Genomic DNA, 26,069 nt, shown 5'->3' on the forward strand with positions numbered 1-26,069 from the left:
ATCGGGACTCGCATCTGCCGCCCGTCAGCTTTGACAGGTACCTGTCAAAGCTGACAGGTTTGTCGGTGTGACCGCGTTGACTGAGCAGGGCCGGGAGTTTTCGACGCTGCTGGTGGAGGTGTTCCGTGTGAACGGCCTCCTGCTCGCCGCGGGCGACGAGCTCGCGCGGCCGGCGGGCCTCACCAGTGCACGGTGGCAGGTGCTCGGCGTGGTCGACCACGGTCCGAGCACGGTGGCGCAGGTAGCGCGGGCGATGGGTCTGGCCCGCCAGACCGTACGACAAACCGCGACCAGCCTGGTCCGCGACGGCATGCTGGCGTACCAGGACAACCCCGGCGACCTTCGCGCCCGCCTTCTGGTGCTCACCCCGCGCGGCCGGTCAGCGCTGCGTCAGGTCGAACGCCGCCAAGCGGCGTGGGCGAACGCGCTGGCCGCTCGCCTTCCGCTTGCCGAGCTCTGCGCGGTCAGCGGCACCCTGCGCGATCTCGGCGACCTTCTGGAGGGTTCATGACAGTCATTCCGCTGCTTCCGTGCGCCTCGATCGACGACATGCTCGAGTTCTATTCGGCATTGGGCTTCGAACGCACCTACCGGCAGGCGAAGCCGAATCCCTATCTCGCGATGCGCCGCCCCGAGGTCGAGCTGCACTTCTTCGGTATGCCCGGCTTCGATCCGCAGGAGTCCTACGGCAGCTGCATCGTCCGCGTACCAGATGTCGGGGCACTGCACCGCGCGTTCGCCGACGGGCTGCGGGCGGCCTACGGCAAGGTGCCGCTGGCCGGCATCCCGCGGATGACCCGCCCACGACCGCGCAAGAACGTCGGTGGCCTGTCAGGCTTCTCGGTGGTCGACCCGGGCGGGAACTGGATCCGGGTGTTTCCGGAGCCCCCTGGTCCTCCCGCGCAGGCGTCCACGCCTCCCGCGGCTACCGGACGGCTGGCCCGAACCCTCGAGAACGCCGTCGTGCAGGCCGACAGTCACGGAGACCTCGAGCAGGCCGCCAAGATCCTCGATGGTGCCCTCGCCAGGGTCACCGATGCCAGCCCCGCGGAACGCGTGGAGGCGCTCGCCTACCGCGCCGAGCTGGCCCTCAGCCTTGAGGATCGGGGTCGGGCGGCCGAGGCGCTGGGGGAGCTGGCCGCGATCCCGTTGACTGACGACGATCGGGAACGCCTGGCGGAGACTCTGGCGACCGCCGAGGAGCTGCGCCGTCATGGTCTGACGTAGCCCGCGTGGTCGAAACGTACGGTCCGCCCGGCTCTCGGCTCATTTGTGGAGGGCCCTACGCACCGCCGGTGCCCGCCAAGGTGCCCACCACAATCACCCTTAGAGGGTGGTGCCGCCGTTGGCTTGGTCGGGTCACTCTGAGGTGATGCGGGTTCGCCTGCGGTCGTGCGGCTGTGGCCGGACCTGCTCCCAGCGCAGCGCGTGAAGGGGGCGAGAGGAATGCCATCTGATCCGCTCGCGGCCGGCCCGGGTGGTGGCAAGCCACCGTCTGAGCAGGAGACCGCGTCGAGGGTTCCCCCGCAGGCCAAACCGCCAGTGGAGGGTGAGGCTCCGCCAGAAGCACCGGGCAAGGCTGAGGCCGAAGCCAGGATGCCTGCTCAGGCCCGGGAGGAGGCTGGCGCACCACCGCCGTCCGAACCGCCCCGGGAAGGCGCGATCAGTCGAGGCACCGCCTCGGTGCTCGTCGCGGCCGGGGACACGTGGGGTTCTGTCCTGGCGTTTGCCTGCGCGAGCATCGTGCTCGGCTTCGTCGTACTGGCGTGGCCGGCGGCGACGCTGCAGGTCGTCGCGGTGGTGCTCGGGCTGCAGTTGCTCGTGTACGGGTTTTTCTCGTTCGTCCAGACCATCGCCTTCAGCGAGGCTGAGGGCGGGCGACGGTTACTCCACGCCCTGCTCGGGGTCCTGGCCGTCATCGCCGGCGTTCTGGCTCTCCGGAACATCACCGGGACGATCATGGTGCTCGCCGTCATCCTGGGGTTGTTCTGGCTGGTCGGCGGGGCGATCGCGGTGATGTCGGCGTTCGTGGGGCGGGCTCGTACCGGCCGTGGGCTGACGGTCATCACCGGTCTGCTCGGGATGGCGGCCGGCATCGTCGTCCTCGTGTACCCGAGCATTTCTCTGGGCGTGCTTGTCACCGTCCTCGGGATCTGGCTGGTGGTGTTCGGAGCCCTGACCGCGGCTACGGCGTACCAGATGCGCAACGCCGTACGCCGTGAGAACAACCGGCGGAAGGCAGCACCGGCCGCGTCCGCGTGAGAGACGAGCCGCGGCGCGACTATGTAGGGGCGGTGTACGGTTCGCTGCTCGCGGCGTCCGTCGTGGCGGGCGCGAGCGCTGGTGGTACGCCGCATCCGCTGGATCTCGCCGCGGCGGTTCTCTCTACCGGGCTGATCTTCTGGGTCGCCCACGTCTATGCCCGGCTCGTGGGTGAGCGCGGTGCGACCGCTCATCCGTACCGAAGCAGGGTACGCGTGGTGGCGCGGCGCGAGTGGCCGTTGGTGGAGGCGGCCATCCCGCCAGCGTTCGCAGCGCTGGTTGGCTGGTCGGCCGGGCTGTCTCGCGACGGCGTCGCGTGGCTGGCGCTCGTCGTGGCCCTGGTGGGGCAGGTGAGCTGGGCCGTGGCCGCGACGGTGCGGGCGCGGGCTCCCCGCCCGACTGTCGTCGCCTCGGCGTTCATAAATCTCGGTCTGGGCCTCTTGATCGTCCTGCTGGAAGTCATCTTCCTGCACTGATGCTCGCTCCCGCGCCGCGGCCGGGTCCATGTTGTGTAGAAGGACACGGTCGCTGCGGTGGTACGGATTAGCTTCGCGTCGTTGGTGCGCTAGCCGAACTGACGGTGGCGAGGGTGACGCGGGCGGCTTTGACGATCGCCGGGATCGAGCCGATCAGGAGAACCAGCGCCCAGACGATCGCCACAACCGCGAGGACGGCGGCGGCCAGATCGTCGACGATGCTCACGACCACGATCGGGACGAAGCCATGCAGGAAGGCAACAATCACGTTGCACAGAAAGGATGTCAGCACCAGCAGGACGAGTCCCTTGTTCTGAAGGAATCGCTGGTGAGCGAGGACGAGCGCCAGGGCGAAGATCAGTTTCAACGCCATCAGCAGTGACAGCACGATGCTGGCATCGGAGCGCGGGAAGTAGCCCCAGACCGCGAGGTAGGCGATCGTCCCGAACGGCGTCGCGAGGAACAAGCTCACCATGATGGACAGCTCGACAATGGTGATGAGCAGCAGGACGATCGCGACGAGGATGAGCACGATCGAGCCAACCAGCGTGAGAATTCCCTGCAGTCGACCGTGAAGCCGGTCAGGCACGACCAGACCGACGGCCATCAGTGCGATGCTGTAGAGCAGGATCACATCGACGAGGGCGAGGTAGCCGATCGCTCGTCCCGGCGGCTCACTTACACCGGAGACCTCAGAGAGCTCCAGATCGCGCCGGGCAGCCTCCTGCAGCAGCCCACCGGCAGCGGAGCGGCCGCCGAGCAGGAGGGGAGAGCCGAGCTCGACGAGCACGACCAGCCCGATCGCTACCAGACTGATGACGAAGAACGGGATGCGGAGGCGGGCCATCTACGACCTCCCTGACAGCGTGATCAGACAGGTCTTTCCGAATCCGCAGACCAATGCGATGCTTTCCCGCTTGCCGTCGACCGCGATGGACACGTCCTTGTCCGCACCGATCTCGTCATCGACGACCACATCGCTCTGTGGCGCCCGGCTCGAGACTGTGATCGCGTTGTGGATGTGTAGACGTACCATCCGGATCCGCGTGTCGCTCGCCGCGACCCAGAGTGTGCATGATCCTCGGACCACCAGGCGGTCAGGCCGTTCGGCGGCGAAGCAGTCGGCGTCGAGTTGGCTCCGGTCGACGGTCGCCGGATCGTCCACCCACCGGTCAAAAGCCCGCTCTACAAGGCGTTGGACCTTGTCGACGTCAGGACCACTCGTATTACCAGCCATCCGTCGTTGGTTCGCGACGACAAGCCCGAACAGGACGACCAGCACCGCGAGGCCGAGCACGGCGGCTTTCTGACCGTTACCCATGCCGTCGCCTCCCTCATTGTTTGATGAGCGTCATTTGAGCAGCTTCTTGAAGGTGATGAACTCACTCGACGGTCCGGAGTTGCCGAACGCATCGACCGCCGTGACCCGCCACTGCACTCTGCCCGTGTCGTTGAAAAGCCGGAGGATCAACCGGTCGTTGATACCGCCGTTGAACGTCAACGCCGGGGTGAAGCTCGTCTCCTTCGTGGTCTGCGGTGCCGGCCCGCCGAAGTCGCAGCGGGTTTCGGCAGATCCTCTGACGACAAGCCGGAAGGTGCAGGATTCCTTGCGTACGTCCACCTGGTAGCTCGCGGCGTACTCGACCTTCTGCCACGTAAGTGCCGGCACGTTGTCGGCCACCCCGATCGTGGTTCCAGATGCTGGCGACTCCAGGGCCGGGGCGGCCAACGTCACCGCGACGATCAGGTCGACTCTCGTCCCTGGTGACACTTCGGTGTTGGGCGACACCGACTGTCGAACGACCGTGCCTGCCTCGCTGGGTTGGTGGCGGTACCGCACCGTGCCGACCTTGAGCCCGCGGGCCTCGAGGTCCTTCTTCGCCTGGGCAGGTGTCGTCTTTCCGGCAGCGAGGTCGGGCATGGTGACCTCGTCGGACCGGAGGAGGAGGAACGCGGCAACGGCGGCGACGACGATCACGAGGCCGGCGACCGCGAGCAACCACCATGGTTTCGGCTTGGGAGGGGTCGGCTTCACCTCGAACGTCACCCGGTTGCTCAGTGTCGAGCTCTCCTCGGGCGCGGTGTTGGCTGAATACACCCGGCCCTGCAGCCAGTACGTACCTGCTGGACTTCCCGGCGGAATCTCCACGGTGAGGACGAACTCCACCGACGTGCCCGCGTCGACCCGCTTCTGTGGCGAAGGGACGGTGAACCAGGTCTTCACCGCGCCCTCGCCGGGTACGGCCTCGAAGACCGCATCGTCGGCGACGGGACCCTCGTTGGTCACCGGGAAACTCACCTCGCCGGAGCCGGACGGTCCCAGCTCCGTTCGCTCGGGTATCGGACTGATCACCCAGGTCATGACGGAATCCCTTCTCCTACTGGTGATCGGCAATCACGTCGAACGTCGTGGCGGCCGGTTTCTCGACCGCGATCAGTTGGCGGACCAGGTCGACCTGCGGAACAGCGGCTGCCGGAACCCTGACCACGAACGCGAACGGGCGGGGTTCCTCGATCACGAAGCCGGTCGCGCCGGTCGCGATCTCCAGCAGTAGACAGAGCCCTCGCGAGGTGCCCCGCCACTGCGCCAGTTCCGCGCCGTGGGCGACCAGGTCACGCAGTCGGCCCACCGGGATACGCCCAGCAGGCGTACCGTCAACGGACGTACGGTCAGCGGGCGTACGGTCGAACCCAGGCACCAGGTGGTCCAGTCCAACCCAGTGGGCAAGGAACGGCACGAACCGGTCCGGTGCGCGGTATGCGGAGGAAATGTCCTCGATCCGCGCGAGGATCTCCTCTTCTGGTGCGTGCATTCCCTCCATCACGTCGAGGAGGGCGTCGAGAACGCTGCCGGGCACCACCGCTTGCTGGTAGGCCGAGGGCAGCAGCCGGTCAATCGCGGGGCGTCGCATCGTGATACACCACCTCGATGTCGTGGTTTCCTGAGCAGAGCAACCAGGTGCCGGGAATCGTCACGACCTCCCGGGTCTCGCGGTTGGCGGCAGCAACCCACCGACTCGCGTCGTCGCTGCGGTGGACACCGCGGGTGCCACCCGCGAGGACCAGGCCCGCGCCGTCCGATGACGCGATGGCAGCGACCGCCGCCACCGGCTCGAATCGCAGCCGGTCTCGAAGAGGCAAGCCGCAGTTGACATCGGGCGCCTGCCAGTTCAGCCGACCAGACCTCGTGTCCGCGATGAGAACGCCACCGCTCTGGGTCGCGGCAAGGACCCGCCCAGCGGCGAACGCCACATCCCAGCAGGTGCCACCCACCCACCCCGCCCGGACCGCCTCCCAATGCACGCCGGTCTCGAACAGCCGGGCACGAAAGCAGCCGGGACCCGGGCGGTTCGGGTCGGGTTCACCAGCACCCACCCACAGCAGCGTCGCCGGCCCGTCGAACTGCACCGCGAGGGTGCGGATGTCGACGCCCTGCAAGCCAGCGTTGACGAAGGTTCCGGGCTGTCCACCGGCAGTGGAGATGTAGACGCCGTACTGTGCCTGCGCGGCCACCGCGACGCCGGGAACGCCACGCTCAGACACGAACGTCGCGACAGCGGCGAAACCGCGATCGGGATCGGAGGGCTCGACGAGCACCTGGAGAGGGACCGAACCAGGGAGCAGCGGAAGTTCGTAGAGTCCGGCGTCGGTTGCCAGGAGGAGACCATCTGTGGCGTCCCGGTCGGTCCAGGCCAGGTCGGTGATCGCTGGTTCGAGTTCGGCCACCCGGTGCCAGGTCTCGCCGAGGTCGCTCGACACGTAGACACCGGACGCGGTCCCGTCCTGCCGCCTCGTCAGTGCCGCGACCCGGCCGGCCCTGGCGGTCATGCCCGGCCGGAGCGCCGCGGGCGCCGGCACGATCCGGCGTACCTCCTCGCCGGGGAATCGCCCGACGGGCTCCCAACCGCGTCCGCCATTGGTGGAGCGGCACAGCAACTCACCGCACCCGGCGTACCACGTCTCTGGTTGGAACTGGTCGGCCGCGACCGCCCGCACAGAGGCATCCGGTGCGTCCTCCACGACGAACCGCACGTCGTCGACGTACCGGACGCCTGGCTCGGACTCTTCGAGCATCCGGTAGACGTTCGACGCCCGGAGTGGTTCACCGAACCGCCATCCGGTTGGGTTCCGCGGTGTCGGCAATGGGCTGATCGCCTCGTAGAGCCGGTCGTGCAAGCGTCGCCGGACCGCGGCGAGGTCCTCGTCCCGGCGTACCACAACCCGGCCGATCACCGACACCGCCTTGCAACGGGCCCAGGCCGCCAGGCAGCTGGTCCCCAGCGCCTGACGGCGCCGCAGGTCGTCCTCGACCCGGGCCCGGGCCGCCTCGACCTGGTGGTCGAGCAGGACGCCGGCCGGAAGCCGCCAGCCCGGCCGGGCAGTGTCATCGACCGCGGGCACGAGGACAACTTCCACCTCACCTGGCGAGGCGAACGACCACATCGCCGCCCGGGTGAACGCCTTGGCGCGGGCGACCGCGCCGGCGTTGGCCGTCGCGAGCAACTCGAAATCGCGGGCGGTCACAGCGCGCTGCTGGGAGAGCACCTCGGCGGGACCACGCGCGAGGACCGAGTCGATCGACTCCAGCGCACACCCGCCGCGTGCTGGCGCCTGGTTGGTGACGCGTACGCCTGGCAGCGGATCAAGCAGCCTCGTAAGGACTCCGGCCGCGACATTGCCGCTTGCCCCGCCGCCCGTGCGGTACCACAGACGTACCTCTGTGTTCGCCGGTGGAACAGCGGCGATGGTCGTCAGCACGCCCGATCCCGCATTCCCAGCAGACCGCAGATCGAGAGCGGGCGCGAACGTCACGGTCCCCGACGCCCGGTCGAGCAGGTAGACCCGCGCGCCCGGTTCGACTCCCGCGAAGGTCGCCACCGGCTGCCAGATCTCGAAGGTCTTACCGGCGAACTCCCGTACGACCGCCCCCTCGCCGGCCGTCCCTCGGCGGATCTCGACTCCGAGCATCAGGTCGTACGGCTCAGTGGTGGTCGTGAGTGGAGCCTTCGAGGCCCGCAGGCTCTGGCCCGGCAGGCCGGTCCCGATCCCGAGCAACTCGCCCTCGACCACAGTGCAGTGGTACGCGCGGACAGTGGTCTCGTCCTGCCCAGCGGGGATTTCGCCCGCCTCGGTGGTGACGAACACGATCGGCTCGTTGGCGTCACGCTCGGCGCGTACCTTGGTGCCGACAGGGATCGCGATCGGCGGCTTCGGTGCCGCCGCGCCCGCCCGCCCGTTGCGGCTGAAGGTGAGGTCGGCCCAGGCGGCGGCCGGCGGATGGCGAGGGACCCTGAGCAGGTTGAGGAACTCGACGTACGCCTTCTCTGGCACGCGGTTCAGCCGGTAGAGCATCACCTCCATGAGGTGCGCGAACACCTCGACCAACACCATGCCCGGGTCGTGGATCGACAGGTCGGTCCAGGTCGGACACGTCCGCGCGATCCGCTCGCGCGCCTCCAGCACGAGATCGACGAAGGTGCGGTCGTCGAGGTCGGGGACGGGCAGGGTCATGGCGCCACCTCACCGGGAACGGGCTCGAGGTCGAGCTGGAAATGGACGACATCGGTGGCCAGACTCGAGCGGACCAGGTAGTGCAGCTCGACATTGAGGCGTTCGGGTACCCGCGGGTCGGCGTCCGCGTCCACGGTCAGAACGTCGACCCGGGGTTCCCATCGCTGGACCGCGTCGCGTACGTAGTGGATGGCAAGCCCAGCGGTGGTCTGGTCGTTCGGCGCGAAGACCAGGCGGTGGAGCTGAGAGCCGTAGGTCGGCCGCATCAGTCGCTCACCCGGACGCGTCGAGAGCAGCAGCAGGATCGCCTGGCGGATCGAGTCGTCGCCCTCGACCATCGCCAACCCGCCGGTGGCCGTGACGTTGAGGCCCATGGTCGTCCCGGCCGGCGAGGCAGTGCCGGCCGGCGCTCCGGCGCCGACGCCGGCGAAGTGGAGAGCACGGTAGGAGGCGGTCATCGGTCCGCCCCCACATACGCCTGGCCCGACTGACGGACCTGGTAGTGGATGGTGCCGGGAACCGTGCCGTCGGTAAGTCCGTCGAGGTTGTCGAGAACGATGCGGTGCGTGCCAATCGTGAGCCAGGTGCTGTAACCCTTGGCCACCCGCAAAGTAGTGGCGCAGGGCTTCATCGTCGGGCCGGCGTTCGGGCACGCGGTGATGGTCCGGCCTTCAGGGTCAGCGGCGACGAGCACCGGAACCCCGCCGATGGTCACCCAGCCCTGCGACGGCTTGTTCTTGACCCGACCGTCATGCCCGCACGTGATGACCGCTGCGGCGGTTACCCATCTCATGACCGCACCTCCTGGTCTTCCGGTTCGGGTGCGTGCGCGAAGTCGACGGTTGCGGCCCGGATGGTCAGCTTCCGACCAGGCGCTTCAACCACCAGGTCGGTCTGAGCATGCAGGCGCACCAGATCGGGTCCGAGTTCGACGAAACTGCCGGAGCCGTCCGCGATTCGAATCCGGCGCTGGTCGTCGTCGAGCAGGATCGAATGGCCGGACGGTGTGGAGAACGACCAGCGGCGGACCGCGCCGTCGACGATTCCGTTGTCAGGTGGAGCGATCTGTCCGAAAATCGAGCCGATCACAATGCCGTCCGCTGATATCCCATGCGGCAAAGCCACGAGCACCGTGTCATCGACATCGGGGAGCGCCACGATTCCCTTGTCGCGGCCGGCTCCTGGGCAGAGCACCGCGAGCCAGCCGGCGTCAAGGTCGCCTTGCGCTGGAAGGTTCACGCGGACTCGGCCGAGACCTTCCGGGTCATCGACGTTCGTGACCCGACCGAGGGTGATCGTTGAGTCCGTTGGCGCGTGGGCTGGTGTGGGTGGTTCGGTCGAGAACGCCGTACGAAAGCCGGTGCCATCCAGCGTGTGGATTGCCTCGGTCAGGACGTACGTCCCTTGGAAAGCGGTGGCAACACCGCGCAGGTCGACGCGAGTGCCAGCGCGAAGCGATGTGTCCCCCTCGGCCACACCGTGAAGCGTCACGACCTGCCCGGCACTCGCGTCGAGTCGTGCCTGGGCGAACCCGGTGAGTTCGTCCACACCACGTCCCGTCAGGTCAGTGTCCGCCCACTCCTCGGCCACGCCGGCGGTCAAGGAGGCGACGTCGAGGCCGACCCGGGCTCCACCTCGTGCGGTTGTTGCGCGTTCGTCCATCACCTCGGCCCGTTGGGCATGCCATCCCAACGCGCGGATGCGATGGCGTGCCCTGGAGGCGTTGACCGCGATCCGGGCCTCGAGCAGGGAGGTACCGAGGTCGAGCGGCACGGGGTCGCCGTTTCCGGCAAGCGTGACGAGCCGGAGTTCGCCGTCGACCAGGACCAGGTGGAGTCCCGCGTGATTGGCGGTCGCGGCGAGCAGCTCGAAGTCGGACTGGCTGTGCTGGACAATCCGGTCGCTGCGCGGTCCTGGTTCGTCGGCGTTCACCTGGATACCGAGGTCACTGGTCAGTGTGCTCGCGAGGTCGGCGACTGTGACGTCCTCGAACACCCGCAGCTGTTGCTGCCGGCGCAGCCGATGCAGAACGTCGTACGCCCGGATCCGGAGCAGGGCCTCGCCGTCAGGCCCATGGACCAGCTCGACCGCGCTCACCTCACCGTCGAAGCCCGCGGTCGTCGGAGTGGTGACGCGCCCGGGCACTGACACTTCGATGCGCGCGCCGATCGGGATGCTGTCGTACTCGGCCGCTGATCCTTGCCAGGTCGCGAACGCGAGCTCGCACTGCGTCGGCAGCGACAGCCGGGACGCGATCCGCAGCGAGACAAGAGAACGGCGGACCGACTCCGCGACGGGACGGCCGTCCACCCGCAGATCGACGCTGGGTATGGCCGCGCTGGGCATGACCGCGCTGACCCCCACCGCGCTGGATCGGCTTCCTGCCGCGGGGAACGCTTCGTCGAGAGTGGTCATGGTCGCCTCACTTCCGCGGTCGTCTCCAGCGGTGGAACGGCGAGGACGGTGCCCGGCAGGACCTCGAAGGGGTTGGCGATGTCGTTGTGCTTGGCGAGGAGACGCCACAGGAAGGGATTGCCGAGCCCGTCAGTGGCCAGCAGGTCAAAGCGGACGCCGGAAAAGCCCGGCCCGGCCGAACCATCACCGACGGCTTTGACGGCGGCTGGGGTGGTCGTCTGGCCGGGCACCGCGCCGGCGACAGGAGCGGTTTGTCCCCGGGCGAGCTCTTCTTCGAAACTGTTGTGGGCAAGGGCTGCGGAGTCAGCGACCCTGACCAGCTTCATCCGCAGCCACGAACGACGCGGACTTCCGTACCCATCGAAGGCGTCGAACCGTTCGGCGACCGAGGCGATGACTCCGGGGACGTTCCAGGTCTTGCCCCACACCAACCGCACCCGGGGAGGACGGACCGATCCGCGTTCCTCGGCGGAGTTCTCGGCGAGCAGCCACAGCCGGCGGGTCAGGGTACGCACGTCAGTGGGTGCGGCCTTCGTCTCGACGAAATCCACGTCGAAGAGCAGGTCGAGGCGGATCTCGGTACGGCCGCCGCCCGTGAACTGCAACGGATCATCGGCGAGGCCGGCGCCGACCAACTGGCCGCGCTCTGAGCCGCGAGGACGAATGCCGGCGAGCCGGGTGACCTCAACCGTCTCGGGGTTGAGCAGGCAGTCGATCCGTTCGCCGGTCTCGTCAACCAGGAAGGCAACGCGTTCCATCACGCACCTCGCTGCTCGTCGTCGAGGCGGCGGACGTGGTCAGGGTCGGTGAATGCCGGGTGGGGTGGGGTCCACAGCACGGAGTCATCCAGCAGTGCCGGCCACGGATCGAACGGCGAGGGATCGAACGGCGAGGGATCGAGTGGCGACGGATCGAGTGGCGACGGATCGAACGAAGACTGGCGGGACGGTTGCGGGTCCGATGCCCACGGGGCGGATGGCCATGGGGCCGATGGCCGTGGGTCGAATGGGCTCGGGACGGATGGCGAGGTGTCGCGAAGCCGAGCTCCCAAAGCTGGATCGATCGGTGCGGTGGAGGACCACGCCGATGAGGCGGACCCGGGTGAGACGGACGTTGGTGGGCGCTCAGTTCGGTTCACGGAAAGGGCTCGTACCGACCTAGGTGCGTACGCGGGCTCTGCGACGGTGGGACGGGCGCGATGCACTGGCGACGGTGCGGCCGCTTCGGCGGGCGGTTCGGCAACCTCGACGGGCGGTTCGGCCACCTCGACCGGGGGCGCGGCCACCTCGACCGGGGGCGCGGCCACCTCGACCGGGGGCGCGGCCACCTCGACCGGCGGTATGTCGGAGGTGTCTCTGGTTGGCGTCGGTTGGACCGGGAGCTCTGTCGGACTCTGGCGCTCGAACGGTGCTGGCGACCAGTGAGTCGGCGGATCCCTGCGGACAAGCGCTAACCAATGCGCCGGTGGCTGACGAACGGAATCCGCACCTTCGTTGACGTTTCCCGGGCCGTTGGTGCCCTGGACCTCGCTGTCCGGTACTCCGTCCTCAGCCCAGTCGCGGCTGTCTGCCCATTCGCCTTTCGCCCAGTTGTTTTCGGGGCAGTTGTTTTCCGCGGGTTCAGTTCGCACGGGGTCGCTTTCCGGCCGACCGGCTGCTGACCGGTCCGATGGCGGCTCCACGACCAGCGCGTGCTCGAGCCGGGAAGCGTGCTGGGCCAGGGTTTCCAGCCAGCGGGCGACCACGTTACGCAGCAGGCGTAGCACCACCGCCACCTTCTTCGCGAACAATCCCTTCATGGGCGATGACGAGCGCCTCGATCGCGATGCCGTTGCCCATGGCGTCGAATGTGGGTGCCTTCCATGCCTGCGGCCAGGCGTTGCGCAGGTGCCAGCGCATCACTTCCTGCGAGCCGGATGGATCGAGGACGAGGAGGTAGACGCTGCGTCGGAACTGCTGGTGGTTGACGGCGGACATCAGCCACTCCCACATCGCGCGTGAGGAAGTGAGGCCGGCTTCCAGGACGACGGGCCCGTAGGTCACCCGGCCGGGTATGGCGCGGACAACCGCGTTGTTGCCGGCCTCGCGATACGACAGCCGCTCGACGCGCGCCTCGAGGTCTATGATCCGGGTGAAATGGCCCACGGTAATGCCGTCGATGATGAGCTTGAAGTTGTAGTCGCGGTAGGGATCTATGGTGGTGCCCGGCGAAGCGGCCGGGCGGGCTGTGGTCTCGGCCATCTCAGGCTCCTTGGTTCTCGGATTCGGCTCCGGCCATCGACTGGCTGAGCTTGAACACCACGAATTCCGCGGGTTTGACCGGCGCGACCCCGATCAGTGCCACCACCTGGCCCGCGTCCCGCACATGCGGGGGATTGGTTTCCTCGTCGCACTTGACGAAGAACGCCTCAGCCGGCGTACGACCAAACAACGCGCCGTCGTTCCAGACCCGGGTGAGGAAGGCCCTGATCTCACAGCGGATGGAGGTCCAGAGGGTGTGATCGTTGGGTTCGAAGACGATCCAGTTGGTGCCCTCTTCGATTGACTCCTTCAGCATGTTGAACAATCTGCGTACGTTGAGATAGCGCCACTCGCTTGCTTCTGCCGCGAGGGTGCGAGCTCCCCAGATACGGATGCCTGAGTCGGCGAACGCCCGGATGCAGTTCACCCCCTTGGGGTTGAGCAGTTCCTGTTCCTGCCGCGTGACCTGGTAGGTGAGGTCGACAACCCCGCCGGCGATGGGTTCGTTCGCCGGTGCTTTGTGAACGCCGCGCTGGGTGTCGTTGCGTGCCCAGACGCCAGCGACGTGACCACTCGGCGGAGTGGGCACCGTCGTCCCGGTGACCGGGTCGTAGGCCACCAACCACGGAACATAGAGCGCGCCGTACGCCGACTGCCGCGGCCGAAGACCCGAGTTGTCGTCGCCTGGTGGAGTTTCGGTGCCGGCGTCGGTTTCCTCGTCCGAACCACTCGGCGCGCTCGATGCGCTTGTCGTGGTCGTACGCCGGACCGGGCGTGGATCGGAGCCCATGACTCTTGTCAGGCGTTCGACATCCTCGACTTCGGCCGGCCCGTCCAGGATCGCGACCCGGTCACCACGCGGCGGCTCGCAGTGGGTGAGCAGAGCCTCGTACGCCAGGGCATCGGTGTAGCCAGGTGCAGCCACGATGGCGATCTCGTCGATGGGTTCCAGCAGCTGGAGTCCCGAACGTTTCCGGCCGCCGCCAGCGATTGGTTCGCCTTCCTCGACGTTGACGATGTAGCAGCGACCACCACCGTTGGCGAAGAAGCCGTACACCGCCCGGACGAGCGGGGTGCTCATCGATTCGCCCTCGACAAGGAAGGTGGCGGCGAACTCCGTCCAGTTGTTCACCGGGACGGCCCGATCCCGGGCGACGGATCGGTTCGGTGCCGTACCAACAAAGCCGACCGTGCTGGTGCCGACCGCACCAATGGGGTGGGAACCGCCCGGCACCTCTTCGACATAAACACCGGGTGCGGCATAGGTGGGCATAGTCAGTTCTCCTCGAGATCGCAGTGAATGACGACCGGATCGGTGTCGGTGCCCGGACTGGTTCCGGTGGCCTGGTCGGCCGGCTGGGTATCGACCTCCGCCACCAGCCGGCGTCCCTTGACGGTGAGGCGGAGCTTCGACCGGTCCGCGGCAGGAATGCCAGCGATCGTGAACGTGCCGTCGTTTCGGGTGCGGGTCGTCTTGCCGGTCGCCAGGTCTTCGACGTCGACACCGGCCATCGGGACATCACCCGGACCGACGAGGCGCCCCCGTATCGACCGCATCGTGACCTCGCGCACCTGCAGCGGGGTACGAACGGCCGGCGCCTCGGCGGTGGTCCTTGCGACCTGGGCGGGTACGTCGAGGATGAGCGCGGTACGCGGCCGGGCCCGCAACGCCTGCCACAGTGCGGGGACCAACGGATCGACCACGAGCGTGACCTCGCGCGCGGCCACGGCAGCGACCAGCACCGGGTCCAGGACGGGTGCGGCCTCGTCGGTGCCGGCGACCGTCACCAGGTACCGCACCCTGAACCTGAAGGGCTCCCGCTGCCAGACTCCCCGAAACTCCTGTTCTGGTTGGAGTTCCAGTGGCCAGACGCGCAGGCCTGCCGACTCCGAGGGATCGTCCACGGGCGGACCGAGGGTGACCGGCGTATCGGTGACCTGGGCAAGCCAGTCGAGGAGAAGCGCTGTCGCGCCGGCGAAAGGGCCGCCCGCGGATGCGGGCGGCGCCCCCGCAAGGCTCTGGCGGGAAGCACCCATGGTCAGTCGCCCTTCCTGGAATTATCAGGCCCGCTACGCCCAGGAGTTGATGAACCGCTGCTGGTTCTGCGCGACAGTGGTCTGGCTGGGCTGACGGTTCTGCGCCGGGAACTGGTTGATCCCCATCGCGGTCGCGAAGATCAGCAGTCCGTTGATGGGGGCGATCACCCACGTCAGCACGTCCGAGTCAGGAACCAGCCCGGCCGCCAGGAAGGCCAGTCCCAGCGCGACGACGAGCGCGACCCACTTGCGTGCCTTGTCGAAACCGCTGCCGATCAGCCAGCCCAGCGTGTTCGGTACGAACCACGCGATCCCGGCCGCACCCTGCAACGTCACGAGGCTGGTGATCGTGAACAGAGAGTCGAGGTTGCCCATGGCTTTCCCCTTAGAAGACGTGTGCCGTGGGTACGGCTCCACGATGTGTTCTGTTGCTCGATAAGGGGCGCGACCTGCCGTCCAGATACGTCAATGGGCGGATTTGTTCGCGAGGTGTGGGCGCAATCGAATTCAGCCGGCGCGGAGCGCTCGGCCCCTTTGAACTCAGCCGGCGCCGAAGCAGACGAACGAGGCGAGTGGCTGCTGCGCGGTGGCACTGGCCAGGGCACGGGCCGGCGATGTACCCGACGCGACCGCGCGATGGTAGGTACTCATGACCGCGACCGCGACCTCGTGGGTGACGCGGGCGACGCTGGCGACGACGCTCGACGTACCGCCATAGAGCAGGGCCGCGGTGAAGCCGAGGATCTCATCGCCCGCACTCACCGTCGTTCGACCCACATCGCAGGCCGAGAGGGTGACGTGTCGAGGCGGCCGGCGCAGACCGTGGATGTCGTACGCCATCAGCGGACCATCCGCGAGGTCCAGCCGCGAAAAGAGCGCGCTCTCTGGTTCGTGGTGTCCGTGCGCGGCGAGGTGAGCCGTCGGCGTGCCGTCGATCGCCCGCAAGGTTGCCGACACGGTGGCGCGCTCACCAGACAGCAGAAGGCTGCCAGGGTAGACCTTCCCGATCTGTTCGATCTCGGCTTCGGCGTTGGCGATGTCTGGGCCAGCGACCAGCAGCGGCGGTCGCGATGGCGGTGGCGTCGCCGCCGTTGCCGCGGAATACCAGGCCGACGCGGACGCCGAAACCGTGACGGCGCGGCCATGGAAGTCTGGCAGCAGACTCCATGGCAGCGAGGAAAGCGCCTGGGTTGGTACGACAACCAGGTCAGCGTCACCGATCTCGGTTCGCAATCCCGCGACAAGGTGCTCGGTAAGAACCTCCAGCTGCCGTTGAATGGAACCCCGGATAACGGTCGCGAGCCGCTCCGGGAGCCTGCGCCCAGCGAGTGCGTCGAGGTCGGCGAGCAACCGGTGCGTCGCTTCCTCGGCGAGCGCATGGTCGCCCAGACCATGCAGACGGATGCCGGTCGACCGGACGACAAGGGCATAGACCCGACCCCGCTGGACCAGATAGCAGAGCATGAGCCGGTCGGACTTGGCGAGCTCTTCCAGCACCGGCCCGGTCCCCACCACCGGTTTGCTCGCACCCGGACCGCGAAGCCTCCACCGTGCTTCGCGTACGGTCCGCTCCAGCTCGACGCACCGGTTGAGTAATCCTGGCTCGCGCCGTCCTTCCAACTCGGCGGTCCGCATCAGATTCCTGAGTTGGCGTAGCTCGGCAAGACTTTCAGACAACTCCGGATCCTCCGGCGGTCGCACCGGCGGGATACGGAACGCCTGTGCGCGGGAGCGTTCTGACCATGCGAACACCAGTCGCGGTGATCCGTCCGCAAGGGCCAGGTCGAGCCCGGCGAACGCCAGCTCGCGCCCCAGCGAGGCCGCGCCCACCTGCAGATCGGGACTGCCGAGGGTGCCGCGGTGTACGTGCAGTGCGGCCAGCCCTGCCCGGATCTCGGCGAACGCCGCGCCCCTTCGACCTGATCGCTCCGCGAGTTCGGCCCGGGTGATCCGGCGCATCAGCATCGTGTCGAGGGCCGCGCGAGTTCGACGTACGCTCGACAGGCGAGCGGTGGCCTGATCCACCCGCCCCGACGCCGCCAGCGCGCGGATCGCCAACAGGTCGGCCATCTCCGCATCTCGAGCAAGGCCAGCTTGACGAAGGTTGGCACCCACCTGGTTCGCGCGCTGGACGTACGTCGCCGCCGAGCGTCCAGCCAAGACCAGCGCGGGGAATTCGGCTCGCAGGCGCATCAACCCGGCGATCGCGGTCCAGGCCGGGTTACCCCGTTTCCGGAAGTGCCGTTGAGCAGTCGCTGACCAGAGCCGGGCCGCCGCCAGGTCGCCCGACTCCAGTGCGGCGTGCGCTCTCCATAGTTCGGCTTCGGCGACATCGTGTCCGAGGCGCTGCCGACCGAAGTCGGCGATCGCGGTGTCGAGGAGGCGGCCGGCCTCGGTGGCGAGTCCGGCGGCGAGCAGGGCGCGGGCCTTCGCCGCGGCGAGGACGGGAAGGAACCCTGGTCCGTGTTGGGTGTAGAGCTGTTCGGCCGTTGCGAATCCCGCCAGGGCCGCGGGGATGTCGCCGTTCAGCAGATCGCAGTAGCCAGCGTTGTGGGCGGCCTTGCCGGCGAGAAGGGGAAGGCTGAGGGAGCCAGCCAGGTCGGCACATTTCGCGGCGTCCTGGCGAGAGACACGGACCCGCCCGGTGTAGAGGTTGAGTGCCGCTCGGTTGAGCAGGGTGCGCGCCAGGATCACGTCGTGTCCGAACGCCGCCAGTTTCGGCTCGGCCCGGTTGAGGTAGCCGAGCGCCTCGTCCAGCCGGCCCGCCCGCAGCAGCAGGAGTCCCCGCTGCTGCAACAGGACACCCTCGTCGGGCGGGTCCACCACTGTCTCGGCGAGGTCGAGTAGCCGGAAGCCCAGCGACCCGCGTCCCTGTTCGGCTTCGGCATGGGCGAGGCTGATGAGCAGGCGCGCGGCGAGAGCGTCCTGCTCGGAGCCCAGCCGGGCAGGGGGCTGGACGTCGCCGGTCCTGCCGGCCGTCCAGCCGAGCAGGCGAAGGCCGGTACGCAGATCGCGTCCACCCACGTCAGGCCGACCGCCGGCAGTCGCCGCGACGCCGGCGGCATGCGACTCCCGGGCGCTGGCCTCGGCGTCCGAGGGCGTACCCCTGACCGCGTTCACACGACGATCGACGGCGTCACGACCGACTCTGGGGAGCCAGAAGCGTTTCGTACGACCATCTGCATGAGCCCTCGAGGCACTCCTTCGAGCACGAAACGGCCCTGCTCGTCCGCGATCACCACCCGCCGGTCACCCACGAGACGCAACTCCACCCGGTGCGGCGCGGCCGGGGCGATCCAACCGTCCAGACGGACGATGTCGTCGCCCGACGAGCGGATGCTGATCATGATGGTGAGGCTCTCGCTGTCGAACGTCACCGTGCGCGTGGGTTCGGCACCACGGACGCCGGCCAGCGCTGGCTCCTCCCGGAGTCGCATGACCTCGGCGTCGAGGTCTTCCAGCGCAAGGGCGAACTGGATCCGGTCGACCAGCCCAGGTGGCACCGGATCGGCGGCGGTGACGAGCCGGCGCAGGCTGCCCAGGACCTCGGTGTCGAGTTCGTCGAGCGGCTCGGTGGAACGCGGCGGGGTGGACCGGTCTGGGTGGTTCATCGTTCGCTCCAGGAAGGGTCCGCCAGCAGGAGGGTGCGTAGTTTGGCCAGGCAACGACCACGGGTGGGTCCGATACTTCCGCGGGGCATCCCCAAGGCTGTCGACACCACGTCGTAGTCGGGTCGATCGACGAAGGCGACCACGCGGAGGAGTTCCCGGCACCTTTCTGGCAGGCGGGTGAATGCTGACCACAGTGTCCGATCGCGTTCGCCGCGGAGAACCTGATCATCGGGCAGGGGCACGCTGTCGGACAGCCACTCGGGCGCGGGGTCGGCGCTCGTCTGCTCTCGACGCTGGCGATCGCGTACCCGTCGGGCTTCGCGCCGGGTCACCGTGACCAGCCAACCCACCAGTGCCTCCGGCGTACGAATCTCGTCGAGATGCCTGACCAACTGCAGCCAGGTTGTCTGGACAACATCCTCACTGGACGTGGTGTCGAGCTGGTGCGACCTCGCGACCTGCCAGAGCACCGGTGTCAGGTCGGCGACGATGGCGCTCAGCGCCTCCCGTTCGCCCGCCTGCGCACGGGTCAGCAGGCCCGCCCACCGCACGGGACGGTTGTCGCCGGTCGCCGCCGGGCCACTCGGTGTGGCCTCGGTCGGGACCGGCTGCCCCACCTGGAGATTCGCGATCGGTGGAACTGAGGCAACGAGGGGGGCAGGGGAAGCTGGTGGGGCGGGTTCGGCGGTCATGGTGTGCCTCCGTTGTGTGCCCGCACTGCGGCGATCACCTTCTCCAGGACACCCGCGGGGTCGTGAACGTCGAGACCCACCGACGCATCGGCCACGCCATGCCGCAACGCCAAGGCCACCTTCGCCGCGACCAACGGTGCCGCGAACGACGTACCGCTCCACACCGCGAAGCCGCTGCTGAAATCGTCGGGGTCGACCGTCTGGCGTACCAGCCCGGCGCTGGCCTGCTCTGGCGTGGTGGCGGCCTGCTCTGATCCAGACCGGATGGTTGGAAAGGTGCTCACCACGCAGGAGCCGGTCGCCCAGCAGTTGACCCAGGGGCCGTCGTCACTGAACAACGCCACCGTGCCGTTGGGGTTGAGCGCACCGACGCCGAGAATGGGCACCGCCCCGTCGATCGCGATGAGGTCGCTGAACGCCGCCGGATAGAAGCGCCGGCTGGTCGCGTAATTGCCGGCCGCGGCCACGACCGCGACACCCATGGCTGCGAGATCGCCAAGAATGCTTGCCAAAAGTGAGGTCACAGGGTCGGCGGGACCTTCGTCGAAATAGCCGAGTGAGAGGGAGAGTACGTCGATGGGCCGGGGTTTCCCTGCCCGCAGGGCCTCTTCCACCTCGGCGGCCAGCAGATGGAGAGCGGCGAGCAACGTACTCTCTTCCACCACACCGTCACTGTGCATGACGCGGATCGAGCGTACCTCCGCGTCAGGTGCGACTTGACGGACGATGCCGGCGATGAACGTGCCGTGCCCGAAGTGGGTCGTAAGCTCGCCGACAAGGGGTTCTTCGGTGTACGGACTGTCCCAAGGACTGTCGATGACAGGTACGCCCGCATCTGGGTCAGCCGCCGAAACCGCGGCGATCGCCTGCTGGAGCGGCGTGTCCACGGTCGCGAACTCGTCCTGAAACGCTGCGCGTTCCGCGATGTCGATCCAGTCGTCAAGGTGTGGTTGCAGGCCGCTGTCCAAGACGGCGACGACGATCCGTCGTCCGTCCGGGAGTTCCTTGCGGTCGCGTCGGGTCGGCGCGCGGAGGACGACGTCCACTGGAATACGCCCGCCAAAGCCCGCGCGGGAGTACGAAACAATGCCGCCTGGCGGCGCACTGCCTTCGGTCGCGACGTTCACGCCACCGATCGGCACGCCGCCCGCGCCGACACAGGCCGAGCCGACCAGCAGGTGTTCGGGACCGACCCGGGCGACGATTTCGCCGGGTAGCTTGCCCTCAACAGCCGCGGCCCGCAATGCCTGGAGTGCGGTCCATGCGTCCAGCACCCTCGGCGGCCCACCGTCGAGCGGCCGCAGGCGTACGGGCCGAGGCACCGTCTTGAGGAAGCGGGAGTCAGACAGTTGGCGATCGAGAAGCCGTTCAACATCTGGCGCCGGGACCGCACGGAATCCGACGCCGGACAGAACCTGCTCGAACGCTCGCATGGTTTCGGCGTCCTCGAGGACGTCTCGTGGCACGAGTAGAACGTCGGACCGGTAGGCAGTCGACCGCGGCGCCTCCTGCCCGGGTGCGAGGGCGGCCTCGGTGGCGCGCAGAGTCCGGGCCCGGTGCCGGTCGAGCAGGGCCGGTGTAAACGGGATTGCGCCCGTCACCGTATTGGGCGGCAACGGGGCCGCCTGATCACGTGGTTGTTCGTCCCCCGAGGGGCCCTGAGTGCGGAACCGCACCTTCATGCCGCTCTCCATCCCGCCATGGCCGCCGATGCGCTGGCCCTCATTGATTAAGGGATCTCGTGGCCTCCGCAGATACATCGAGATGGTCACGAATTGATTAAGATCTGGCTGGCTCGCGTCGCGCGACCTCTTAGCTGACTCTGGGCGTGGGGGGTTGCGCGCGGAGTGGGATGGCCCGGCGGTCCGCGCCGAGATCGACGCGTTCGTGGTGCTCGCGAACCTGGCCACCGCAGTCGGGCACACGTTGATCGATGTCGAGCTGTATCTCCCGCGATCCTGGACATCCGACCTGGACCGGCGGGCTGGAGCCGCAGGCTTATCCGGCGAAGCAGTGGAGACTTTTCCGTGTCCTGACCCGGAAAAGTCTCCACTGCCTCCCTCGGTTGTTGATTTGGGTATCAGTCCACCTGGGCGGCGGTCTATTCAATGGGACCGTGGATCGTTTAGTAAACCTTCACAAGGGGTCACAGAAGGCGATTCATGGCTACCCAAAATTACATTCCGGGGAGCCTTCGAATGGGCTCTTTCGGGCGGGGTTGTGTCGGATAACGACCGTCTTCCCCGACGTCCCCAGCGCAACGCGGTGGTTAGGCGTGCCGGGCGTGGATAGCTGGTAGGCGCGCGCGCAACGTGAACGCCGCGAAGATCTCGATGATGCCGTAGAGCACCATGGCAATGCCGACCAGGTTGACGAGGAGCAGGAGTTCCCGGCCAGGCGAGCCGATGGCCCAGATCCCCAGCAGGAACTCCAGTACGCCGATGATCAGACCGACCCACCACATGGGTTCCTTGGGCCCGGCCAGGGTGGCGATCACGAGGAAGATGCCGCTGATCGCGAGGTACCACGCGACGAAGACCGCCAGGGCGAACAGCGTGATGCCCGGCCACACGAATGCGGCGATGCCGGCCGCGATCCCGAGGATCCCGCCGACGATCCACAGCCACCGCCAGTTCTCCGCCCGGCTCGCCATGGAGAACTGCGAGATCCCGCCGAGAATGAACGCCACACCAGCGAGGATCGCCAGCGAGGCGACGGTGGCCGGGCGCAGGCTGAGCACCAGCATCCCGTAGAGCAACCACACAATGCCGGCCAGCAGATAGACCCACCAGAGCCGGGGAGGAGCGAGGGCGACGCCCGTGACGGCCGGCTGCTCGCCAGGCGTGGCCGGCGAGATTCCGCTCGACATCGGGCCTCCTTGTCACGACATGTCCACGCCGTCCGGCGAACGACAACGTCCTGCCGAGAAGACTGCGCCGCACCGGGCGGTTCGAAATCACCCGGTAGGCATGAAAGCCGCGGTTGTCAGGCGGCTGGGGCCCCGGGCCGCCGCTGGAGTGAATGACGCGGATGCACCAGGTGAACGCTCTGGCCTGTTTCTGGGCGGAAGGTGGTGGGACGTCCGGGCCGTCCGGTTGGATGGGCAACCATGGGTGCTTCTACGCCATTTCCTGGTACGCCGGTCGCCTCCCGCGGGTCGCGCAGATCCCGCCTTTCCCCAAGATCCCGCCTTTCCCCAAGATCCCGCCCTTCCCTGAGATCGGCCCTGTCCCCGAGATCCCGCCTGAGCGCCCTCGCCGCGGCGCTCGTCGCCAGCGTGTGCGGTGTCGCGGCGTCACCAGCGACGGCAAGCGTCGACGACGCGGTGGCCCCGGGCTGCGGCGTCGGCTCAGGCGCCTGTGGCCTCCGGCAGGTACGGCTGCTCGGTGAGCAGGTCATCCCGAAGGGCCTGACGATGCGTGGCGTACCCGTCGGGGAGCTTTCGGGCATCGATTTTGACCGGCGTACCAACAAGTGGTTTCTCATTTCGGACGACTCCGAGGACGGACCGGCGCGCTTCTACACCGCCGACATCGGTCTCGACGGGACCGGCCTGACCGGTGTGACGTTCACTGGCTCGACGGACATCCTGCGCACGGACGGCACGATGTTCCCAAGGCTCGCGACCCGCGATCCCGAGGTCGCCGACCCCGAGTCGATCCGGCTCGATCCGGTCGACGGCACGGTGTACTGGTCCAGCGAGGGCAAGCGGGACGTGCCCGCCGATGGTTCGGCGCCGGCGCTCGTCGATCCGTGGGTACGCCAGATGACGGTGGATGGGACGCACCTTCGCGAGTTCCGCCAGCCCAGCCTCCTGCGGATGAGCGCCGGGGAGGTCGGGCCCCGCCGCAACGCGACGTTCGAGGGCCTCACGCTGACCACCGATGGTCGGGAACTCGTGACATCGATGGAAGGCCCGCTCTACCAGGACGGACCCCTGCCGACCACGAGCGCCGGGGCGATCACCAGGTTGACGTGGTACGACAAGCGCAGCGGCAGGCCCGTGCGCCAGTTCGCCTACCTGCTGGATCCGATTCCCGTGCCGCCCAACCCGCCAACAGCGGCGGCGGACAACGGCGTCAGCGAACTCCTCTCCCTCGACCGGCACCGCTACCTCGTGGTCGAGCGGTCCTTCGCGTCCGGGGTCGGCAACAGCATCCGGGTGTACGAGATCGACGTCCGCGGGGCGACCAACGTCCTGCAGGACCGCAGCCTCGCCGACGGCGGCGTCCGAGCAGTCCGGAAGCGGCTCGTCGTCGACTTCGCGACGCTGGGACTCTCGCACGTGGACAACGTCGAGGGCGTGAGCTGGGGCCCCACCCTGCCGACCGGCGAACGCACGCTGGTCTTCGTCACCGACGACAACTTCAACCCCACGCAGGTGAACCAGCTCATCGCCGTGGCGGTCCGCTGACCGCCGTCACGACCGCCAGGACGGTGACGACGGGCAGCACGAGGGCGATGGGCCGGGCGTACGTAAGGAGCAGTGCGGCTGCCGCGGCCCCGATCCCGAGGGCGAGGATGACCGCGATCCTGCTCACCGCCCGGCCATCCCGATGCGCCGGAAGCATGAACTGCCCCATCAGGGCGGTGAGGGCCCCGGTGATGTAGCCGGTTGCGAGGCCGGCGGACAGCCGGTGGACTCCGGCGTTCTGCATGTCCATGGCCGCGGCCAGGACGGCGACAAAGAGGAACCGCCAGTCGCCAGCCGGCTCACCCCGGGTCACGATCCAACCGGACAGCGCCGCGACGAGTAGGAGGAGTTCAAGCCCCAGCAGGTACCTCACCCGCGCGGGCCAGATCGTGGTCTCGTCAGCAGGCTGTCGGACGAGCCGGAATCCAGCCAGCTGGCCACCCACGAAACCCGCGAAGGCAACCGCGTGGCCCAGCGTCTCCACGCCACGCCCCTGCCCCGCAGCGAGTCCCAACAGGACGAAATTGCCCGTCATATTGGCGAGGAACACCCCGCCGAGGGCGAGGAACCCGACCGCGTCGACGGCGCCCGAGGCGAAGCTGAGCGCGACGACGAGCGCGTCCCGGCGACGCGCGCCCGTCTCATCCCCCGTCATCGCCAACCCCGGTCAGTCACATCTGCACGTCAGAGCGGTCAGTCACAGCTGCCAGTCACATCTGGTCGGTGCGGTCGAGGGGTTCCCAGCCCAGGACCTCGCGCGCCTTCTGGAGCGGGACGAATCGCTCGGCACCGTCGCCGCTGATGGCGAACGCCTCGAACCCCCCGCCCTGGTAGGCGAGCCCGGCCAGCAGGGCGCGTGCGGTGTCGCGGGCCGACGTACAGATCGCCCGCGCCCGCGGAAAGTCGGTACGCGGGAACTCCGCGTCCGGCGTGGGGTGGCACAGCCGCAGCGCGACCACGCTCAGGTCCCAGGCGTCCACGGCGTTGCGGCAGACCTCCTCGCCGAGTCGCTTCGCCAGGCCGTAGAAGTTCGTAGCGTCGGGCGGCACCGACTCGGCGGGGTAGCGGTCGCGACCGGCGTCCGCGTCGCCGGGCTCGCGATAGACCGACATGCTGCTCGTGTAGACCGCGTGGGTGATGCCGGCGCGGTGGGCGGCCTCCAGCGCGACGTGCAACCCGGCGACCGCCACCTCGAGGTGCGCCCGCGCGTTGTCGGGGCTACCCCAGCCGGCCGTCGGGCCCATCGCCATGAACAACAGGGCGTCCATGCCGTCAACCGCACCTTGCACGGCGGCGACGTCGCGGAGGTCACCGGCAGCGTGATCGACGGGTACGGCGGCGCGAGGCGGCTTGAGGTCGAACACCCGCAACTCGTGGTGCTCCGCGAGATAGGGGAGGACGAGGGTCCCGACCAGACCCGAACCTCCGACGACGAGTACGCGCACGTGTGCCCCCTGATGGAGTCGGAGGCCGAATCGACGCGACACGACCTCACTAGGCCAGGTTGAAGAACGCCATCGGATTGTCCTTGCCGCGATGGATGGGTTCAACCAGTCCGAGGTCCGTGCGTACCCGCATCAGCTCGCGGTACACCTCGGGTGACTTCGCGGGGGAGGCGGTGAGGTACGGAATCTGGCGGGAGCCCAGCCAGTCGAGCAGCACGGAACCCTCGGTGAAGGGCAGCGGAGACCGGCCGTGGAAGACGTCGTGCACGCTCACCGGAGTGCCGCTCGGGAGGGTGGGCAGCAGCGCCGCGAGATACCACCGCGCGAACCGCGCCGAGTGCGCCGCGTCGATGAAGAGGTAGTCGACAGTGGCGGGGATGCGGGGGAGGTTCCGGCGTACGTCGCCGTGGACGAACGTCCACCGGCCGGCCGAGAGGTCCGGCGGGACGTACCTCGTGGCGTTGTTGATCCGGTCGAACGTGTGGAGCTCCCCGCTCCCGTTGTCCCGGAGCGCCCGCAGGATCCAGCTGGTGGACCAGCCGTGCAGTGAGCCGATCTCGACCACGGTGTCGGGGCGGTACTCCCGCAGCAGTAGGTAGGTGATCTCGGCCTCGAGATCGTCCAGCTGCGCCTTCATACCGGCGTTGGCGTTGATCTCATGGAGTTCGCGCTGCTCCTTGCGGACCAGCTGGAGTTCGTCGAGGTACCTGTCGTACAGCTTCGTCACGAACGGCACGGTGAGGTCGCGCACGGCTCCTCCTGGAAGGCGTCGGGATGGCGTCATGCCGCTGGACGCTAGGTGGGAGGAAGGGCCGCGCACGTCGTACGACGGCGTGACATTCGGGGTCATACCGTGGAGCGACCCCGCCGGTATGACCCGCGCTGTCGTACCACAGAGCCAGCGAGCGACCGTGATCTCCGTCCCTGGGGTGACGGGTCGCGGCGCCCTCGGCGTCTAGGCTGAAC

General features: G+C 68.3%; 27 protein-coding genes. 6 read left to right on the forward strand and 21 right to left on the reverse strand.

Annotated features, from left to right (window positions below):
• Nucleotides 1-67 precede the first annotated feature (67 nt).
• The 4 genes from B141_RS0115135 (at nucleotide 68) to B141_RS40770 (ending at nucleotide 2,738) form a co-directional block, all read left to right on the forward strand.
• Nucleotides 68-511, forward strand: a complete 444-nt coding sequence (locus tag B141_RS0115135) for a MarR family winged helix-turn-helix transcriptional regulator (RefSeq protein ID WP_020576021.1) — start codon at nucleotides 68-70, stop codon at nucleotides 509-511.
• Nucleotides 508-1,227 carry a bleomycin resistance protein gene (locus B141_RS0115140; protein WP_020576022.1) on the forward strand — a complete coding sequence of 240 codons (720 nt, stop codon included), beginning with the start codon at nucleotides 508-510 and terminating at the stop codon, nucleotides 1,225-1,227. Before B141_RS0115135 ends, B141_RS0115140 begins: the two co-directional genes overlap by 4 nt.
• A gap of 219 nt (nucleotides 1,228-1,446) precedes the next feature.
• Nucleotides 1,447-2,262 (forward strand): HdeD family acid-resistance protein, encoded by an 816-nt coding sequence (locus B141_RS0115145; RefSeq protein WP_020576023.1) that lies wholly within the window; start codon nucleotides 1,447-1,449, stop codon nucleotides 2,260-2,262.
• Nucleotides 2,263-2,294: 32 nt separating this feature from the next.
• The gene (locus tag B141_RS40770) at nucleotides 2,295-2,738 is read left to right on the forward strand and encodes a hypothetical protein (protein ID WP_020576024.1); all 444 of its coding nucleotides are present in this window, start codon (nucleotides 2,295-2,297) and stop codon (nucleotides 2,736-2,738) included.
• 67 nt (nucleotides 2,739-2,805) lie between these two features.
• Here B141_RS40770 and B141_RS0115155 read toward each other — a convergent pair whose 3' ends face one another.
• The 18 genes from B141_RS0115155 to B141_RS0115245 all read right to left on the reverse strand — a co-directional run bounded on the left by B141_RS0115155 (nucleotide 2,806) and on the right by B141_RS0115245 (nucleotide 22,113).
• The gene (locus tag B141_RS0115155; protein WP_020576025.1) at nucleotides 2,806-3,585 is read right to left on the reverse strand and encodes a hypothetical protein; all 780 of its coding nucleotides are present in this window, start codon (nucleotides 3,583-3,585) and stop codon (nucleotides 2,806-2,808) included.
• Nucleotides 3,586-4,059: a hypothetical protein gene (locus B141_RS0115160; protein WP_020576026.1), complete on the reverse strand. Its 474-nt coding sequence runs from the start codon at nucleotides 4,057-4,059 to the stop codon at nucleotides 3,586-3,588.
• 30 nt (nucleotides 4,060-4,089) lie between these two features.
• On the reverse strand, nucleotides 4,090-5,100 hold the full coding sequence (locus B141_RS45655) for a PASTA domain-containing protein (RefSeq protein ID WP_051114083.1): 1,011 nt from the start codon (nucleotides 5,098-5,100) through the stop codon (nucleotides 4,090-4,092).
• A gap of 16 nt (nucleotides 5,101-5,116) precedes the next feature.
• Nucleotides 5,117-5,650, reverse strand: a complete 534-nt coding sequence (locus B141_RS0115170; protein ID WP_020576027.1) for a phage tail protein — start codon at nucleotides 5,648-5,650, stop codon at nucleotides 5,117-5,119.
• The gene (locus B141_RS0115175) at nucleotides 5,631-8,249 is read right to left on the reverse strand and encodes a putative baseplate assembly protein (protein ID WP_020576028.1); all 2,619 of its coding nucleotides are present in this window, start codon (nucleotides 8,247-8,249) and stop codon (nucleotides 5,631-5,633) included. The genes B141_RS0115170 and B141_RS0115175 overlap by 20 nt, the downstream gene beginning before the upstream one ends.
• Nucleotides 8,246-8,707 carry a GPW/gp25 family protein gene (locus B141_RS0115180; protein ID WP_020576029.1) on the reverse strand — a complete coding sequence of 154 codons (462 nt, stop codon included), beginning with the start codon at nucleotides 8,705-8,707 and terminating at the stop codon, nucleotides 8,246-8,248. Before B141_RS0115180 ends, B141_RS0115175 begins: the two co-directional genes overlap by 4 nt.
• The gene (locus tag B141_RS0115185; protein ID WP_020576030.1) at nucleotides 8,704-9,042 is read right to left on the reverse strand and encodes a hypothetical protein; all 339 of its coding nucleotides are present in this window, start codon (nucleotides 9,040-9,042) and stop codon (nucleotides 8,704-8,706) included. The genes B141_RS0115180 and B141_RS0115185 overlap by 4 nt, the downstream gene beginning before the upstream one ends.
• A complete protein-coding gene (locus tag B141_RS40780; protein WP_020576031.1) occupies nucleotides 9,039-10,664 on the reverse strand; it encodes a phage baseplate assembly protein V in 1,626 nt (541 codons plus the stop codon). Before B141_RS40780 ends, B141_RS0115185 begins: the two co-directional genes overlap by 4 nt.
• Nucleotides 10,661-11,422, reverse strand: a complete 762-nt coding sequence (locus B141_RS0115195; RefSeq protein ID WP_020576032.1) for a CIS tube protein — start codon at nucleotides 11,420-11,422, stop codon at nucleotides 10,661-10,663. Before B141_RS0115195 ends, B141_RS40780 begins: the two co-directional genes overlap by 4 nt.
• A gap of 987 nt (nucleotides 11,423-12,409) precedes the next feature.
• The gene (locus B141_RS0115205) at nucleotides 12,410-12,904 is read right to left on the reverse strand and encodes a phage tail protein (protein ID WP_020576034.1); all 495 of its coding nucleotides are present in this window, start codon (nucleotides 12,902-12,904) and stop codon (nucleotides 12,410-12,412) included.
• A gap of 1 nt (nucleotide 12,905) precedes the next feature.
• Entirely contained in the window at nucleotides 12,906-14,177 is a 1,272-nt protein-coding gene (locus tag B141_RS0115210; RefSeq protein ID WP_020576035.1) for a phage tail sheath family protein, read from the reverse strand.
• A gap of 2 nt (nucleotides 14,178-14,179) precedes the next feature.
• Entirely contained in the window at nucleotides 14,180-14,941 is a 762-nt protein-coding gene (locus B141_RS40785) for a hypothetical protein (RefSeq protein ID WP_020576036.1), read from the reverse strand.
• A gap of 33 nt (nucleotides 14,942-14,974) precedes the next feature.
• Nucleotides 14,975-15,316 (reverse strand): hypothetical protein, encoded by a 342-nt coding sequence (locus B141_RS0115220; RefSeq protein ID WP_020576037.1) that lies wholly within the window; start codon nucleotides 15,314-15,316, stop codon nucleotides 14,975-14,977.
• A 165-nt stretch (nucleotides 15,317-15,481) separates the two neighbouring features.
• Entirely contained in the window at nucleotides 15,482-18,061 is a 2,580-nt protein-coding gene (locus tag B141_RS0115225) for a CHAT domain-containing protein (RefSeq protein WP_020576038.1), read from the reverse strand.
• A complete protein-coding gene (locus B141_RS0115230) occupies nucleotides 18,058-18,552 on the reverse strand; it encodes a hypothetical protein (protein ID WP_020576039.1) in 495 nt (164 codons plus the stop codon). Before B141_RS0115230 ends, B141_RS0115225 begins: the two co-directional genes overlap by 4 nt.
• Entirely contained in the window at nucleotides 18,549-19,244 is a 696-nt protein-coding gene (locus B141_RS0115235) for an RNA polymerase sigma factor (RefSeq protein WP_020576040.1), read from the reverse strand. The genes B141_RS0115230 and B141_RS0115235 overlap by 4 nt, the downstream gene beginning before the upstream one ends.
• Nucleotides 19,241-20,926 carry a S8/S53 family peptidase gene (locus B141_RS40790; RefSeq protein ID WP_020576041.1) on the reverse strand — a complete coding sequence of 562 codons (1,686 nt, stop codon included), beginning with the start codon at nucleotides 20,924-20,926 and terminating at the stop codon, nucleotides 19,241-19,243. Before B141_RS40790 ends, B141_RS0115235 begins: the two co-directional genes overlap by 4 nt.
• Before the next feature lie 587 nt (nucleotides 20,927-21,513).
• A complete protein-coding gene (locus B141_RS0115245; protein ID WP_020576042.1) occupies nucleotides 21,514-22,113 on the reverse strand; it encodes an HdeD family acid-resistance protein in 600 nt (199 codons plus the stop codon).
• A gap of 408 nt (nucleotides 22,114-22,521) precedes the next feature.
• Here B141_RS0115245 and B141_RS0115250 point away from each other — a divergent pair, with 408 nt between their 5' ends.
• Complete coding sequence (locus B141_RS0115250; RefSeq protein ID WP_020576043.1) at nucleotides 22,522-23,658, forward strand: esterase-like activity of phytase family protein; 1,137 nt, start codon at nucleotides 22,522-22,524, stop codon at nucleotides 23,656-23,658.
• Here B141_RS0115250 and B141_RS40795 read toward each other — a convergent pair.
• The 3 genes from B141_RS40795 to B141_RS0115265 are packed head-to-tail and all read right to left on the reverse strand — an operon-like array spanning nucleotide 23,636 to nucleotide 25,854.
• Nucleotides 23,636-24,313 carry a YoaK family protein gene (locus B141_RS40795; protein ID WP_020576044.1) on the reverse strand — a complete coding sequence of 226 codons (678 nt, stop codon included), beginning with the start codon at nucleotides 24,311-24,313 and terminating at the stop codon, nucleotides 23,636-23,638. The two genes, B141_RS0115250 and B141_RS40795, sit on opposite strands and share 23 nt — an antisense overlap.
• A gap of 55 nt (nucleotides 24,314-24,368) precedes the next feature.
• The gene (locus tag B141_RS0115260; protein ID WP_020576045.1) at nucleotides 24,369-25,103 is read right to left on the reverse strand and encodes an NAD-dependent epimerase/dehydratase family protein; all 735 of its coding nucleotides are present in this window, start codon (nucleotides 25,101-25,103) and stop codon (nucleotides 24,369-24,371) included.
• Between the two features lie 49 nt (nucleotides 25,104-25,152).
• The gene (locus B141_RS0115265; protein WP_020576046.1) at nucleotides 25,153-25,854 is read right to left on the reverse strand and encodes a class I SAM-dependent methyltransferase; all 702 of its coding nucleotides are present in this window, start codon (nucleotides 25,852-25,854) and stop codon (nucleotides 25,153-25,155) included.
• 31 nt (nucleotides 25,855-25,885) lie between these two features.
• On the opposite strand from B141_RS0115265, the gene B141_RS49310 reads away from it, so the two are divergent.
• Nucleotides 25,886-26,062, forward strand: coding sequence for a hypothetical protein (locus B141_RS49310; RefSeq protein ID WP_020576047.1), 177 nt, complete (start codon nucleotides 25,886-25,888; stop codon nucleotides 26,060-26,062).
• The last annotated feature ends 7 nt before the right edge of the window (nucleotides 26,063-26,069 follow it).

It is taken from the genome of Actinopolymorpha alba DSM 45243, assembly GCF_000373925.1.
In the GTDB taxonomy this organism is placed as follows: domain Bacteria; phylum Actinomycetota; class Actinomycetes; order Propionibacteriales; family Actinopolymorphaceae; genus Actinopolymorpha; species Actinopolymorpha alba.